The organism is Paenibacillus sp. Aloe-11, from assembly GCF_000245715.1.
GTDB classification, from domain to species: domain Bacteria; phylum Bacillota; class Bacilli; order Paenibacillales; family Paenibacillaceae; genus Paenibacillus; species Paenibacillus kribbensis.
This window is the reverse complement of sequence record NZ_JH601056.1, coordinates 14,096-30,008: the sequence shown is the minus strand read 5'-3', so window position 1 is coordinate 30,008 and position 15,913 is coordinate 14,096. Positions and strand designations below refer to the sequence as shown.

At 49.6% G+C, this 15,913-nt stretch carries 13 protein-coding genes and 1 pseudogene; 7 read left to right on the top strand and 7 right to left on the bottom strand.

Annotated features, from left to right (window positions below):
* Positions 1-144: 144 nt before the first annotated feature.
* Entirely contained in the window at positions 145-1,326 is a 1,182-nt protein-coding gene (locus tag WG8_RS13540) for a pyridoxal phosphate-dependent aminotransferase (RefSeq protein WP_007430765.1), read from the bottom strand.
* Between the two features lie 175 nt (positions 1,327-1,501).
* On the opposite strand from WG8_RS13540, the gene WG8_RS13535 reads away from it, so the two are divergent.
* Positions 1,502-2,320 (top strand): carbon-nitrogen family hydrolase, encoded by an 819-nt coding sequence (locus WG8_RS13535; RefSeq protein ID WP_007430764.1) that lies wholly within the window; start codon positions 1,502-1,504, stop codon positions 2,318-2,320.
* Positions 2,321-2,484: 164 nt separating this feature from the next.
* Positions 2,485-2,631, top strand: a complete 147-nt coding sequence (locus WG8_RS28480; RefSeq protein ID WP_007430763.1) for a hypothetical protein — start codon at positions 2,485-2,487, stop codon at positions 2,629-2,631.
* A gap of 228 nt (positions 2,632-2,859) precedes the next feature.
* Here WG8_RS28480 and WG8_RS13530 read toward each other — a convergent pair whose 3' ends face one another.
* On the bottom strand, positions 2,860-3,630 hold the full coding sequence (locus tag WG8_RS13530; protein ID WP_007430762.1) for a YukJ family protein: 771 nt from the start codon (positions 3,628-3,630) through the stop codon (positions 2,860-2,862).
* Positions 3,631-3,787: 157 nt separating this feature from the next.
* Here WG8_RS13530 and WG8_RS28475 point away from each other — a divergent pair.
* Together WG8_RS28475 and WG8_RS27415 are read left to right on the top strand one after the other, a co-directional pair.
* Positions 3,788-3,997, top strand: a pseudogene (locus tag WG8_RS28475) (DUF523 domain-containing protein); the annotation flags it as partial.
* An 891-nt stretch (positions 3,998-4,888) separates the two neighbouring features.
* Positions 4,889-5,029 (top strand): hypothetical protein, encoded by a 141-nt coding sequence (locus WG8_RS27415; protein ID WP_007430761.1) that lies wholly within the window; start codon positions 4,889-4,891, stop codon positions 5,027-5,029.
* A gap of 147 nt (positions 5,030-5,176) precedes the next feature.
* Here WG8_RS27415 and WG8_RS13525 read toward each other — a convergent pair whose 3' ends face one another.
* Positions 5,177-6,094, bottom strand: a complete 918-nt coding sequence (locus WG8_RS13525) for a LysR family transcriptional regulator (RefSeq protein WP_007430760.1) — start codon at positions 6,092-6,094, stop codon at positions 5,177-5,179.
* Between the two features lie 239 nt (positions 6,095-6,333).
* Between WG8_RS13525 and WG8_RS13520 the strand changes: the two genes are divergently transcribed.
* The 3 genes from WG8_RS13520 (at position 6,334) to hydG (ending at position 10,756) form a co-directional block, all read left to right on the top strand.
* Positions 6,334-7,950 carry an alkaline phosphatase gene (locus WG8_RS13520; RefSeq protein WP_007430759.1) on the top strand — a complete coding sequence of 539 codons (1,617 nt, stop codon included), beginning with the start codon at positions 6,334-6,336 and terminating at the stop codon, positions 7,948-7,950.
* A gap of 291 nt (positions 7,951-8,241) precedes the next feature.
* Positions 8,242-9,291, top strand: a complete 1,050-nt coding sequence (gene hydE / locus WG8_RS13515) for a [FeFe] hydrogenase H-cluster radical SAM maturase HydE (protein ID WP_269744431.1) — start codon at positions 8,242-8,244, stop codon at positions 9,289-9,291.
* A 52-nt stretch (positions 9,292-9,343) separates the two neighbouring features.
* The gene (gene hydG, locus WG8_RS13510) at positions 9,344-10,756 is read left to right on the top strand and encodes a [FeFe] hydrogenase H-cluster radical SAM maturase HydG (RefSeq protein ID WP_007430757.1); all 1,413 of its coding nucleotides are present in this window, start codon (positions 9,344-9,346) and stop codon (positions 10,754-10,756) included.
* A 122-nt stretch (positions 10,757-10,878) separates the two neighbouring features.
* On the opposite strand, the gene hydF is transcribed toward hydG, so the two are convergent.
* The 4 genes from hydF to WG8_RS13490 all read right to left on the bottom strand — a co-directional run bounded on the left by hydF (position 10,879) and on the right by WG8_RS13490 (position 15,833).
* Complete coding sequence (gene hydF, locus WG8_RS13505) at positions 10,879-12,147, bottom strand: [FeFe] hydrogenase H-cluster maturation GTPase HydF (protein WP_043891069.1); 1,269 nt, start codon at positions 12,145-12,147, stop codon at positions 10,879-10,881.
* Entirely contained in the window at positions 12,134-13,522 is a 1,389-nt protein-coding gene (locus tag WG8_RS13500; RefSeq protein WP_043891068.1) for an aspartate ammonia-lyase, read from the bottom strand. Before WG8_RS13500 ends, hydF begins: the two co-directional genes overlap by 14 nt.
* Before the next feature lie 56 nt (positions 13,523-13,578).
* The gene (locus WG8_RS13495; RefSeq protein ID WP_007430754.1) at positions 13,579-14,169 is read right to left on the bottom strand and encodes a 4Fe-4S dicluster domain-containing protein; all 591 of its coding nucleotides are present in this window, start codon (positions 14,167-14,169) and stop codon (positions 13,579-13,581) included.
* A gap of 152 nt (positions 14,170-14,321) precedes the next feature.
* On the bottom strand, positions 14,322-15,833 hold the full coding sequence (locus WG8_RS13490; RefSeq protein WP_232289106.1) for a [FeFe] hydrogenase, group A: 1,512 nt from the start codon (positions 15,831-15,833) through the stop codon (positions 14,322-14,324).
* Between the last annotated feature and the right edge of the window lie 80 nt (positions 15,834-15,913).

Here is a 15,913-nt window from a genome sequence, read left to right as displayed (position 1 = left end):
TAAATTCTTGCAGCCTATCGGAATTTACTCTCTGAACAGGATGGGCCTCTCTTAATAATCCCTTCAACGCGCTAAATGATATTGGATACAGAATACCACGAAAAGGTCGAGTTTGGCAAAGAAGTTGTCGCTGGAAAATACGGCTTAACGAAACAGATTCAGCTTGCCGATTCGCTCAGCCGCTTCAGACAGCCTGGCTTCCGAGCTTAGCAGCCCTGCCCGCACATATCCTTCGCCTCCACTGCCGAAGCCGACCCCCGGAGCGACGGCTACCTTGGCCTCACGCAGCAGCAGATCGGCAAAGGAGGCTGAAGTATAGCCCTGCGGCACAGGCAGCCAGCTAAAGAAGGAGCCCTGTGGGCGCTTCGCCTTCCAGCCGATGTGCTCAAGTGCATCGTAAAAAGCATTGCGGCGCGATTCATAGCGGGCCACCAGTTCGCCTACGCAATCCTGCGATGACGTCAGAGCTGTTGCTGCTGCTGCCTGAATGCCTCCAAACAAGCTGACATAAATATGATCCTGCAGCAGGTTAATCATGGAGATGATTTCGGCATTGCCGAGTGCAAAGCCGACGCGCCAGCCCGCCATATTGTAGGTTTTGGACAAAGTATAAAACTCGATGCCTACGTCCTTGGCCCCCTCGGCCTGGAGGAAGCTGACCGGGCGTTCGCCGTCAAAGCCGATCGCACCATAAGCAAAATCACTGGCAACCACAATCCCGTTGCGCTGTGCGAATTCGACCGTTTCCTCGTAGAAGGAAAGCGGGGCAGTTGCCGAGGTCGGATTGTTCGGATAGTTAAGGAACATCAGCTTGGCACGGCGGCGGTCTTCTTCAGAGATCGCTTCGTAATCGGGCAGAAAACGGTTTTCTTCCTTCAATGGAAGAAAAGACATCTCCGCTTTAGCCAAGGCTACGCCAGACCAGTAATCCGGATAGCCGGGATCAGGCACGAGGCATACATCGCCAGGATTGAGCAGGATTTGCGGCAATTGTACCAAGCCTGTTTTTCCGCCAAACAAGATGGCGACCTCGGTTTCCGGGTCGAGCGTCACACCGTAATCCTCCTGATAGCGCTGGGCTACGGCTTCTTTGAGAAAGCCATAGCCGCGAAAAGGCGAGTACTTATGATAAAGCGGGTTGTCCGCTGATTCCTGCAAGGCTTTTACAATATGAGGCGGGGTGGGTGTATCCGGGTTCCCTTGTCCGAGATTAATGACATCATGCCCCGCCGCAATTTCACGGTTTACATTTTGTACGAGTGTGGCAAAAAATTGAGTGGGCAGCTGCTTCATCACGTCCGCGGAGGGAATGGAAAAATGACTCATGCATTCACACGACCTTTTGGAATAGTTTGAGGATTAATTTATCATGATTTTACCGAGTTGTATAGGGGGAATTGAGTTTATATGGTTGCGTGCCAAAGCGAGATCGGGCTATGATGGGGGAAAATACCGGACCAGCAGTCATCGTATGCTCCGGTTACAGGGAGGATGAACGATTTTGACGAATCATGAAGCTCAGCCGTTCCGTGTTGCACTTATACAGGCTCATATTGAACTTGGAAATCCATCAGAAAACCGCAGTCATATGCGTACTTTAATGGAACAGGCGGCAACAGCCGCAGACAAGCCGGATCTGATGATCCTGCCGGAAATGTGGAACACGGGCTATGCCCTGGATCGCATTCATGAGCTGGCGGACAAGGAAGGGGCAGAGACCCGGGAATGGATAGCTGCATTCGCCGCCACCCATCAGGTGAATGTGGTCGCCGGGTCGATTGCAGAGAAAAAAAGCGATGGTCATGTGTACAATACAATGATTGTTTTTGACCGGACAGGAGCTGAGGTGGCTTCGTATTCCAAGATTCATTTATTCCGTCTGATGGAGGAAGAAAAATACTTGCAGTCTGGTGAGGAAAAGGTTTTGTTCACACTGGATGGCGGGATTCAGGCTGGGGCTTCGATCTGCTATGACATCCGTTTTCCCGAACTGGCCCGCAGTCTGGCCTTGTCCGGCGCCAACCTGCTGATCGTACCCGCGGAATGGCCTCATCCCCGACTCCATCACTGGCGTACCCTGCTGACCGCACGTGCCATTGAAAATCAAATGTATGTTATTGCCTGTAACCGGGTTGGCCGCAGCGGAGACACTGATTTCTTTGGACATTCCCTCATCATTAATCCGTGGGGAGAGATTGTTGCCGAGGGCGGAGAGCAGGAGGAGATTATTACAGGAACGATAGAGTCAGCCCTGGTGCAGGATGTGCGTGGGCGTATCCCGGTATTTGAGGATCGCCGTCCCTCTTTGTATGACCGATAAACGTCGTTCTGTTTAGTCGTCCTGCATAATAAAAGGAACATTTCATGCTCAAGGAACGAGTTTTTCACCGTCTGACTTGGGCTGTGTGTCGCCTATAACGGGTATTGTTTTGCCATGGGTTCCGTACAGGAGGCGTTGTTAACGCTGTCTATGGCGGAGGCCAATTGGTCTATCTGGAAAATGCGGCGGATATGCTCACGACAATCCTGAACAACCAGATTATTATGCTGACGTCGATTGGCGAGCTGGATAAGGCTTTAAAGGAAGTGATGGTTTTGAACACAAAATCGGCTGATAATCTGGGAATTTAATACTCCAAAGTGTGCAAAATTTTGTGTGAACCAACTCTATGCTCAAAACGAAACCGGCAAAATACAGGTTAAAGCTCCAGATTTTCCGGTTTGTTTGTATGTGCCAAAATGTATTGTGGTGCCAGATACTGCCTTCCATACTGAATTTATAAGGAACGACAATACAGAATACGAGGTGCAGGCAAATGATGACGGGCAGAGCCTCTGGATGTGATGGCGATCTGACACTTATCCTACGGGGACAGGCTCATCTCTTTGCAGCTCGACTTGAACAGTACTGTATTTGCATGCTCCCAGAGGATGCCCGTCTTGATCGATGCTACCTTGCAGCGGTTTCCCGTGATCGTCTGTGCACCATGACTGGCTTTGAAAGGCCAAGAAATAAGCAATCCATTTATTTTCCGCTGTGAAATGGACCAGAAAACAGCCGTCATGGAAAATGTCATTTTCCCTCGATGAATATTTGCTGTTCCCTTGATTCATATGGATGTTGTGAACGCCAAGGCCGTTTCCCGTAAAATGCGTACCGTAAGCGTAAATGGTCGCATCCTCATTATTCAGCGCCTTGTGCATGTATTTATCAATAAAATCGTATAAGTCATTGTTTTCACCGGGAGCTGTAAAAGGCAAAATCTCCATTTTATTGGGGTCAAATAACCCGCTGCGAATGAAATCGACGGCAATGTCTGCATTTACATTCTGATGATAATTGATGTCATGAAAACCGGAGTTCATCGTTGGCAAAATGGTAATGGCTTGTGCATTATAGTTTTCGTCGCTGTAATAAAGCGACCGGGGAAGGTCCGGATCGATAGACTGAACGTTGATGGGGAGCTTATATTGTTTCCCATGATCCGCCTCGACAACGATATTGTAGTGGGGAGACTGGTCACTTTCCGGATCTTTATGAATGTCAATGACGCGGCCGATTAATACACCATATCTTGAATTTGCGCCTGAGCCTGAACCTCTTCTCGAATTTCTTCTTGAATCAGACATGTTTTACCTCCAATTATGTGATTTTTTGTACCTAAATATTTTTCTCTGTAGCGAGCAGGATTATTCAATAGCATTTGTGTATGGTTTAATTAACAGTAATAGAAGAATGTCTCATTTTCTCAAAAGAGGTGAACAGAGAATGATGTGGGTTAAAAGGATTAATTTGGTAATCTCATGTTTGGCGGGGGATGAAGTTACGATTTAACGGGACGGATAGCCTGGACGTACATATTCAGAAGCTGGTCGAGGAAAAAGAGGCGTTGACAATCTGCCTTGAATTACTGGGTGGATTTATAACACCAGGCGTCCTGCCGAGATTGTCGGCGGAACAGGAGAGGATGTGCTGAATCGCACAGCGATGGTGGTCTAGTCATCGGGTAAGGATGTAGTGAAACAGGATCGTAATAAATTAGATACTATGTTACAAAATTAGTATTCCGAGAACAATTTTAAAACACTACTCAGATGTAAGGTACAAACAAAGGATTGAAATCATCCTTCCAAATGTAGGGAGAACGATAAATTTAAATGTCGGCTATTATGAAATGAGAAATGAAATAATATTCTTGTCATTCATGAGATAATGTTCTCGCTTGTCATCCGACAATGCGCCACCTGATCATAGAATAGAAGATATCGTAGTCAAACAATCCTTGGTACCAATCAAAATGCTGCGAATCGATATGTCGAGCATTTTTTAATGAAACGTCAATTTCCGGAAATGGTTTCCGATTTGATGAGATACAGCGAGAACGATGGTTAGGACAATCCAAATTAGATTTCTTGGTAGGAGATACTTATTTAGAAGCCATGACACCCTTGCAAAATTTAATCTTAGATTACCCGCCGCATATCAAAAGGAACCCTTTAAATGCCCCTAACTCGGACTATATTCATGAACAGGTGAAACGATGCATAAAAAAGGGGTTGGGATTTGGCAGGTGAATTTTACGATTACTAAATTCGGTGTATCTCTTGAGCGATACTACAACACTACGAATAACTTTTTGGATGGAGGGTTGGCTTTACAGGGGTTATAGGTTTTTATGTTGAAGCGATAACGCCAATCAGCAGTAATAGCAGGGAAGCATTGTATTCACCGCAAGATCTGTCAAAGCAGGTCTTTAAGACACAGGTGAGTGAAGCCGAGATACAGCAAACATTTGGTGCTTCCCGATAAAAAAGTTGTCGATACCTGTTTCAGATACAGATTATAGGTGTACTATAATAGTATCCCGACACCAGGAGGTTGATAACGATGGATAACCAAAGTAGATCCGAACTGGCGAACAGGGATGGCCTGTCACGGCCGAGAGGCTTGAACAGACAGGTTGTCGGCAACAATTACGAAATGGGCTATGCTCAGGATAAAAGTCCACCTGATTTAGGACAATCCTGATCACGAACAGGCGAGGCTGAACGAGGTTGAAGTATTTATTCGAACCCATGCACTTATATTGGGAATGCAATAATAGGGGGGAGCCCCGGGACCGTCTTCTTTTCTGGCTTTGGCCGGGGAGGAAGGCGGTCCTTGTCATATTCGCAGCTACTTTTGAGAAAGTTGCTTGACCGTTTCCCGGAAAGTATCAATAAAAGCTTCGGCAGCTTTGGACAGATAACGTCCGTTGCGGTAAGCAATGGCTAAGGTACGGCTTGGTGTCGGTTTGGCCAGGGGCAGTAAAGCCGGAACGAACTCGCTGCTGGCGGCCCGGGCGATAAAACGAGGGACGAGTGTCACTCCCATACCTGTTGCTACGAGTGATTGCAGGGTCTCCATGTTGGTGCTTTCAAACACCACATGAGGTTCAAAGCCTGCCTGATGGCACAAATCCATCGTCAGCTTGCGAAATCCCTGTCCTTTTTTCAGAACGACAAAAGGCTCGTCTTTTAGCTCCTCCATATGCACAGGCTGTGGCTGGTCACCGATTTTACGCAAGGCTAAAGGGTGACCCGGGGGAACGGCGAGATCAATCCATTCTTCACCGATAGGCACATAGGAAAGTGTAGGCTCTACTAATGGGAGTGACAGCAGGCTGAGATCAGTATCACCACTGGCTGTTTTTTTCTCCAGATTCATGGATGAATCCTCGACCAGCACGATTTCAATGTCCGGATGAGCCTTTTTGAAGACAGGCAATACATGTGGCAGCAAATGAGAGCCCGTAATAGGCATACTGCCCACGACGACCTTCCCTTTGCGCAGCTGGGAAATATCGTCCATTTCCTGCCGGAGCTGCTCGACTGCATCGACGATTTTTTTGGCTTTTTCTACAAAGCTTGCGCCTGCATGCGTCAATTCCACCGTACTTGTATTGCGTTGAAATAACAGCACCCCGAGTTCCTTTTCCAGTTTGGACAATTGCTGGCTCAGCGAAGGCTGGGCAATATGCAGCTTTTCTGCTGCACGCGAGAAGTTTTTTTCCGCTGCAATTTGCAGGGTATATTGAAGCTGTCTGAACTCCATCGATTTTGGGCTCCTTTTCTTATAAGATTTACCTATTACATCATAGACTGATTATACAATATTCAAATCAAATTCCCAATCCCAATCCTTTTCATGTGTCACAACTGTTATATAGATGAAGCGTTTATTTTCACAAATAGGACTTTTAATATAGATAGACAGCTCTCTTAACATTCTCTTGACAAAATACAATTAATCTTAGTTCTGGTTGGATAATAAAGGGTCTAGGAGGAAAATGAATGCTAAAATGTTGGGGAATACATACAAAAAAATCGGTAGCTGCACTCGTAGCAACGATGATGTTAGCAGCTAGCGGTGGTACGGTGATGGCGGCTGAGAAAGACAACTCGATTAAAAATGTAATTATTCTGATTCCCGATGGTATGGCTAATGACGCCACTGCACTGGCTAGATGGTATAAAGGCTCTTCCTTAACGTTGGACAGCATGGCAAGCGGTATGGTGCGCACACATTCTGCAGATGCTCCGATTGCAGATTCTGCTCCGGCGGGAACTGCTTTTGCGACAGGGCATAAATCACATACGGGCTATGTAGGCGTTCTTCCGGACGAAGCAACCATGCCCGAACAACAGCCTATCGCAGCAGGCGACGCCAAGAAGCCTGTAGCCTCCATTCTCGAGGCTTCCAAACTGGCAGGCAAGTCTACCGGGATTATTGCTACTTCGGAGATTATGCACGCCACTCCGGCTGATTTCACGGCCCATTACCCTGACCGTAAAAATTATGATGCACTCAGCATGCAGCAAGTCTATAACGGTGTTGATGTTGTGCTAGGTGGTGGGAGCAAGTTCCTGGAAGCATCCGAACGTAAGGACGGGCAGGATTTGATTGCGCAAATTAAAGACCAGGGCTATGATTTTGTCACAACACCTGAAGGGTTAAAGAAATCAACCTCCAGCAAGCTTTGGGGCAGCTTCGCTCCGGAAGCCCTTGCGTATGAGTTGGATCGTGATGCTTCGAAGGAGCCTAGTCTGGCAGAAATGACGACGAAAGCGATTGATGTGCTGTCCAAAAACGATAAAGGCTTCTTTTTGATGGTCGAAGGCAGTAAAGTGGATTGGGCAGCGCATGCAAACGACCCAACAGGTATTATCAGTGATGTGCTTTCGTTTGACGATGCGGTGAAGGTTGCTTTGGACTACGCCAAGCAGAACCAAAATACGGTTGTTGTAGCCGTAACAGACCACGGAAACGGTGGATTGACGATTGGCAGCAGCAATACCACAGGCAATTATGACAAAACACCTTTAGCTTCCTTTATAGACCCACTGAAAAAAGCTAAGCTGACGGGCGAAGGATTGGAAGCCAAGCTGAATGCAGATCGCAGTAACATTAAAGAAGTGTTGTCGACGTATTTTGGTATTACGGATTTGACGGACGAAGAAGTAAAAGCAATCAAAGAAGCCAAAGAAGGCAGCATGAACTATGCCGTCGGACCGATGATCAGTAAACGTGCGAATATTGGCTGGACGACAGGGGGACATACAGGTGGTGATGTCGTGTTGTACACGTATGCGCCAAATGGAGACCGTCCATCCGGTGTAATCGACAACACGGATGTCAATAAATATATGACACGTGTACTCGGACTGGATTTGGATACGGTTAGCAAGCAGTTGTTTGTCCCTACGAAAACGGCTTTTGAAGCGAAAGGAGCCAAATTTACGGCGGATACGAAAGTCATTACGGTGACTAAGGGCAGCACCAAGCTGGAGCTTCCAGTATACAAAAACATCGCTACGCTAAATGGTAAAAATTCCACGCTCAACGGTGTAGTTGTGTTTAACGGTGTTGATTATTTTGTACCACAGCAGGCGATTGATTTGATTCAATAAAATAAACAGAACGATCAACAGAGCTGTTTCTTCCCTAAAAAGGAGGAGACAGCTTTTTTGGCCTCTTTTTGTACTGCTTTTTGTGCCGCTTTTTGTGCTTAGGTAATTATGTATTTTTTGAGGCAGAGGGCGGAGCTGGAATTAGAAAATGGGATATTTTGTGAAACTAATCACGTTATATCTCCGTCGATGTTGCTAGAATTAATACATGTACGATACAAGCTGCTGACGAATTGAAGTCCGGATGGACAAGGGAAGAAGGGATGAGTCACGGACGAATTATTACTGCGTCTGGCTGACGGCAAGAAATGGACGCATACGGAAATGACAGGGCTGCTGACACGTCTGGATGAAGATCCGATCGTGCGGGCTCAATTACGAGAACTGGCAGCTCGCACCAAAATGGAGCGTTATGGCAAGGGTGTTTTTTTACGGGGCTTAATTGAATTCTCCAGTATATGCCGTCAGGATTGCATGTACTGTGGGCTGCGTGCTTCCAACAAACAGGCAGATCGCTACCGATTGAGGCCGGAGGAAATTCTGGCTTGCTGTGCGGAGGGATATGATCTGGGCTATCGGACGTTTGTACTGCAGAGCGGTGAAGATACCTGGTTTACGACAGCCCGATTGACGAAACTGATTCGGGACATTAAAAGCCGCTTCGCAGATGTGGCGGTTACACTGTCTATTGGTGAACGGGATGATGAAACGTATGAGCTGTTATACGAGGCGGGAGCAGACCGTTTTTTGCTGCGTCATGAAACGGCTTCAGCTCAATTGTACGCCAGGCTGCATCCGACCATGACGATGGAAAGCAGGCGCAGTCGTCTGCTGGCACTGCAACGAATCGGCTTTCAGATCGGGGCCGGCTGTATGGTGGGGCTGCCGGGACAAACCAACAGTGAGCTGGCAGATGATCTGGTCTATCTGCATAGCCTGAACCCGGATATGATCGGGATTGGCCCCTTTTTACCGCATAGCAATACGCCGCTGCGGGATGCCAGCCAGGGGAGTATGGAAAAGGCGCTGGATATGATCTCGTTGTCTCGATTGGTTGTTCCGGATGCGCTCATTCCGGCGTCTACGGCGATGGGAACCATTCATCCCCAAGGCAGGGAGAAGGCCCTTCAGGCGGGGGCGAATGTGGTTATGCCCAATTTGTCCCCGCTGGCGGTGAGGCCCAAGTATGCGATTTATGAAAATAAAATATGCTTGGGCGATGAGTCTGCCCAATGCCGACATTGCCTGGAGCTGCGAATTCGTGGAGCCGGGTTTGAAGTGGACATGGGACGGGGGGACAGTATAAAGGCCCAGCGACAGTTCGTGAGACAGGAAACCTAGAGAGACTATAACGGAAACATTGCAGTAACCATAAATAAGGAGATGGGTATACGTGAGTGGAGTACGGGAGAAAGTGTCGGCGGATTTTATTAATGAAGCAGAGATTATGGCGGCCGTGGAGCAGGGGAAGCAAGAGGCGACAGATCGAAATCGGATTTTGGAAATTCTAGAAAAGGGGAGAGCCTGCCGGGGACTGAATGCGAGTGAAGCGGCGGCTCTTTTGCATGTGGAAGATCCTGAATTATTAGAAGAGATGTTCAGATCATCGCGTGCGGTTAAAGAGCAGATTTATGGCAACCGGATTGTGCTGTTCGCTCCACTATATGTTAGCAACCACTGCGTCAATAACTGCGAATACTGTGGCTACAAGCATACCAATGACAGCTTTACCCGCAGCCGCCTGACACCGGAGGAACTGGCCGAGGAGGTTAGGGTGCTGCAGGAAATGGGGCACAAACGGCTTGCACTGGAAGCGGGGGAGGACCCGGTCCATTGTTCTATTGATTATATCGTCGATTGTTTGCGTCAGATCTACGATATAAAGGTGGACAACGGGAGCATCCGGCGGGTTAATGTTAATATTGCCGCAACGACGGAGGAGGATTACCGGAAGCTTATGGAGGTCGGGATCGGTACGTATATTTTGTTCCAGGAGACGTATCATCGCGAAAGCTATCGCAAATATCATCTGCAAGGACCCAAACGGGACTACGATTGGCATACGACCGCCATGGACCGGGCCATGCGTGCAGGCATAGATGATGTGGGAATCGGTGTGTTGTACGGTTTGTACGATTTCCGCTATGAAACGGTAGCGATGCTTAAGCATGCGGAGCATCTGGAGGAAGTGTTTGGCTGCGGCCCTCACACGGTTTCTGTTCCCCGACTTCGTCCGGCTGAAAATGTGGACCCGGAACGCTATCCGTATCTAGTGAGTGACGAGGATTTTATGAAAATTGTAGCGGTTCTACGGCTGGCTGTACCTTATGCGGGAATGATCCTGTCTACGCGCGAAGAGTCGGAATTCAGGGATCGTGTCATTGGTTTGGGTGTATCGCAGATCAGTGCTGGTTCTGCTACCGGTGTGGGGGCATATGCAAGACAAGAGGCGGATGATAAGCCTCAGTTCGAGGTCGGGGATCATCGCTCTCCAGTGGAAATTATCAAAAGCCTGTGCCGAGGCGGGTATATGCCAAGCTACTGTACAGCTTGCTACCGTGAGGGACGGACCGGAGATCGCTTCATGGAGCTTGCCAAATCTGGACAAATCCACAATGTGTGTCAGCCGAATTCGCTGCTGACCTTCCAAGAATATCTGCTGGATTATGGGGATGAAGAGGCACGTGAGCTGGGAGCCGCCGCCCTGCGAGAGAATCTGGAGCGTATTCCACGTCAATCGACTCGCCGTCTGACGCTTGACAGGCTGGAACGGCTGGAAGCAGGCGAGCGCGATTTGTATTTTTAGCAAATTATATTTTTTATAACATCCTTTCTCGCTATAGACATTCTTATTATAGTAGAACGGAAAGTAAAAAGCAGTCGCGTTGGGGATCAGCGCGACTGCTTTTGTGTTAGAAAGAAAAAACATTAATGATGGGATCTTTCAGCAATAGCTGTTGGCTCCAAGGCGTGCTCCCATGCCAGCATAGCAGATGGAAAGCATTCTATAGCACGTGGGAAGACACCCTGTACATAAGCGATAAAAACACCATAGTTCACAATCGGCACCCCTGCGGCTTTTGCTTCCGAGAGTCGATGAAGCATTGTACGCCGGTTGAGCATGCAGGCACCGCAATGAATAACCAGGGCATACTCGCTTAGATCGTCAGGAAAGCTGGGGCCGGATGCATGCTCGATGATGAGGCGCTTGCCTATCGTTTGACGGAGCCAGCGGGGGATTTTTACCCGGCCGATGTCGTCCGATTGACACTGGTGCGTGCAGGCTTCGGCTATGAGTACGCGGTCTCCATCCTTGAGACGCTCAATGGCTCTAGCACCTCGCACCAGTTCGTCAAGATCTCCTTTATGACGGGCGAACAGGATGGAAAAGGAGGTAAGGGGCACATCCTTGGGTGTGTCTGCCGCTACCTTCATAAAAACCTGTGAATCAGTAATGACCAAGCGAGGCTTGCTTCCCAGTCGCTCCAGCGTCAACCGCAATTCATGCTCTTTGGTCACGACTGCGATGGCATCGCTCTCCAGCGTATCGCGGATTGTCTGCTGCTGCGGCAGAATCAGTCGACCCTTTGGTGCAGCTTTGTCGATGGGAACGACCAGCACGACAACATCGCCGGGTGACAGCAGGTCACCGACAATGCGAAAACGATCCTCGTTGTGGGGGAGCGTACTGGTAATAGCCTTTTTCAGTTCTGTATCTCCCTGGAGCATAGAGGCACTGAAAGGAATCAGGGAGAGATCCAGTTCAGCCTCCAGCGCTGTGATCATTTGTTCTGATTCAGCAAGGGTATCGACTTTGTTTAAAACCCCAATGACAGGAATCTTTTTGGTGCGGAGCTTGTCGAGCAGTTCAAGCTCGAAGGAACTGACACCGACTGTAGCGTCGACAACCAGCAGAGCCAAATCCGTACTGTTAAGTATTTGCAGCGTTTTGTCACGACGCAGCGCCCCGATCTCACCCTCATCGTCCAGTCCGGCGGTATCCACCAGAACAATAGGTCCCGCAGGGAGTAGCTCCATCGGCTTAAAAACCGGGTCCGTGGTTGTTCCCCCTATAGGAGATACCACAGCCACGGACTGGCCCGTCAGGGCATTTAGAATACTGGATTTGCCTGCGTTGCGGCGACCGAGCAGGACGATATGCGGTCGGTTGCTACGAGGGGTATCATTCATTCCCATGGTGAGTTCCTTCTTCCTGCCCGGGAATTCCGGGCTTGGTTACGGTATAGGGATGGCACAATTGCTCAATCCGTGAGTGTGTCAGTAGACCGCGCTCCTCTGCAATATCCTCTGGTGTGCGGCCTTGCGCAATAGCTGCTGATGCAATGGAGGCTGCTTCATCATAGCCAAGCTCCGCGACCAGCGCGGAAGCCATCACAGCTGAGCTGCGCAGATTTGCAGAGCAGCGTTCCTCATGTACGACCAGACCGCGCACACACCGTTCCTCGAACAGACGAACGGCATTGCTGAGAATATGCAGCGATTCCAGCAGCGATTCGGAAATCAGCGGCAGGAACGCATTCAGCTCCAGCTGTCCGGAGGCAGCCGCCATCGTAATAGCCGTATCCTCCGCCATCACGCGCATCGCGGTCAATCCGGTCATTTCAGCCATTACCGGGTTGACCTTGCCCGGCATAATAGAGGAGCCGGCCTGAACCGGAGGCAGCGTGTATTCCCCGATGCCACCAAAAGGACCAGAGGCCAGCAGACGAAAATCGCCGGATATTTTGAGCAGGTTGACGGCGGCGGATTTGAGCAGACCCGATACCTCCACAAAAACGTCCATATTCTGAATCGGGTCCATGGGGTGGTCGCTGCGACAGAGCCCCAAGCCAGTCTCGTCCGCGAGCTGTTCAACCATCCGGTAACTGTAAGCGCGAGGCGCATTCATACCCGTGCCAATTGCCGTGCCGCCAATCGGGATTTCTCGCAGCCGTTCCTCGGCTTTGTAGAGCCGCCAGCGGTCACGTGCTATGGCCTTGGCGTAGGCGCCGAAGCCTTGCCCGGCCATCATAGGCAGAGCATCCATCAGCTGTGTACGGCCCAGCTTGAGCAGGTCGGCATATTCCGTTTCTTTATGCTGTAATGCCTCCTGTAACGAAGACATGGCGTCACATAAAGGCCGCAGCAGCCGTATCGCTGCAATTCGAAGCGCTGTAGGATAGACATCATTCGTAGACTGGCAGCAGTTGACATCATCCAGCGGATGTACAAGCTCGTATTGTCCTGGCTGGCCCCCGAGTTGTACGATGGCCAGATTAGCAATGACTTCATTCACATTCATATGGGTACTGGTGCCTGCGCCGCCTTGCAGAGCGTCGACGGTGAACATATTTTGATACCGTCCGGCGAGTAATTCATCGCAAGCCTTTATAATGGCAGCAGCACGGTGAGCGGGAAGTCGTTTCTGCTCACCGTTCACTTGAGCGGCTGCTTTTTTGACCAGTACAAGCGCTTGAATCAGTTTTTGGTTCACGGGCCTGCCACTGACTGCAAAATTGTTCATCGCGCGTGCGGTGTGAATACCGTACAAGGCATCCGCAGGAATTTCCATGTCTCCTAGCGCATCCCGCTCGGTTCGCGTATCTTTGGCTAGAGGAGGAGAGGGAGTCATAGCCCCGTCGCCGGAATGCGCGTCATATGCAGTAGCTGACGTGCACTTGCAGCCCGTTTTTCCTCAACTCGGGCCTGAACCAGATCTGGCTCGACCAGCTTGAGGGCTTTTGTTGGGCATTTTCCAATGCAGGCCGGACCGCCGTCTACACCTTCGCACAGATCACATTTGCTGGCAACCATGCGTTCTTTGGGTTGCAAACGGCCTGACATATTGGTGTACAGTCCGTCTTGCACGACAGGCTGCCCGTCTCTATACTGAGGCACCATAGTAATTGCGCCATAAGGGCAGGCGATCATACAGGTTTTACAGCCAATACAGCTTTCGCTGTTAATGAGAATACAGCCGTCTGCGTTCGTAATGGAGCCGTTCGGACAAGCGTTGGCGCATGGGGCATCCTCACAGTGACGGCACTGAACGGGTGCGGTGACTCCATATGATTTGATAACCTTCAGGCGAGGGTGAAAATGAAACTCATCATCCGGCGAGATAAAGGGGTTATCCGACGAATGTGCGATGACACATGCGATTTCACAGGTACGGCAGCCGATACACTGATCGGGATCAGCTAAAACAAAACGATTCATACAAATTCGACTCCTCTCTAACTAACGACAAAATATAATCTCTACTGCTATATAAGCTGAGCTTAAAAGTTACCTATTGCACCATTCTGGCTACCCTGTTTTAATGTGTTTCTTTCGAGTTCAACTTATATACTCTTATGTGCTTACCGAACTTAATGAAGGGAGTAATCGTTATTCCCATTGGTGGAAACATCACTGCTGCGGCTCTGCTTGCCGGGTCCACGTTTGTGGAAGGTCGTGTGCAGCAGATGGTGCGATACATGCCCAAGCGGCTCACCCAAAAATTCATCATAAAGCTTGATGATAAAAGGGTTCTCATGCGATTTGCGCACCTGAGATGCAGCATCATGCCCATAGATGGATGATTTACGCGCACGATAAGCCTCCATTTTTTGTTTTTCCAACATGAGCTTGGGTTGCCCTCCTCCGCTGATACATCCCGCAGGACAGCCCATGACCTCGATAAAATGATAGTCACATTCGCCCGCCTGCACACGATCCAGCAGCTGATAAGCATGTTGTAGCCCAGCGACGACCGCCACCTTGAGCTGCAGCTCGCCCACCTGAACTTCGGCTACTCGAATACCTTCCTCGCCACGTACAAAATCCAGCTGAAGCTTCGGCAGCTTCTCATTCGTCAGCAGCTCATAGCCTGTACGGATAGCAGCCTCCATTACCCCTCCAGTTACACCAAAAATAGTGCCAGCACCTGAATATTTTCCTAAAGGTGAATCGAATTCTTCATCAGGCAGGTTCATAAAATCAATTCCGCGCTGCTTGATCCAGTATGCAAGCTCACGCGTTGTTAGTACCTCATCCACATCACGATAACCGTCAGCTTCCATTTCGGGACGATCGCATTCAAATTGTTTACAGGTACATGGCATGATCGCGACGCTGTAAATATTCGCAGGCTTCACCTCGTCGAGTTGTGCACCATAAGTCTTGACCAGCGCGCCCAGCATTTGCATTGGCGATTTGCAGCTGGATAGATGGTCGAGCAGATCGGGATATTCAATCTCGGCAAAACGAACCCATGCCGGACAGCAGGATGTGAACATTGGTAACGGTCCACCTTCGGTCACGCGGCGTATCAGCTCGGTGCCTTCCTCCATGATGGTTACGTCAGCTCCGAAATTCGTATCATATACGCGATCGAAGCCGAGGCGGCGAAGGGCAGCGGCCATTTTGCCGGGCGTCAGGGTACCGAACGGCATACCAAATTCCTCCGCCAGTGACACGCGAATGGCCGGAGCGCATTGGACGATCCGAAGCTGTCCTGGTTTCTTCATCATGTCAGTTACCTTATTCAGGCTATAGCTATAATAGGCAGCAAATAGCGGTTCGCCGATGTCGGCAGGCATATCGCGTTCACGCATACGCGCCTGCCGTCTGATGGCGGCTTCCTGTGGAGATGCATCCGCCCAATCTGATGCGTATACACTGCATATTTGTACACATTGACCGCAAAAAACACAGCGGTCTGCGTTCACGGTTTGCGGTTCTCCCGGCAATCCCTCTATGGCGCCTACCGGACAAACACCCGCGCAGCGTCTGCATCCCGTGCACAACGTAGGGTCAATATGAATGACAGGGACTGTACATTCATCATTAGTCGCCTCCATACAAGGAGGGGACGAGCTCTTGTCTGTTGTCGTTGACATGGTATTCTACCTTTCTGCGGCTGATTTTAACCTTATAAGCGTGGGAAAAAGACTTCCCGCCGACGCTCTGGAGGCGAGTC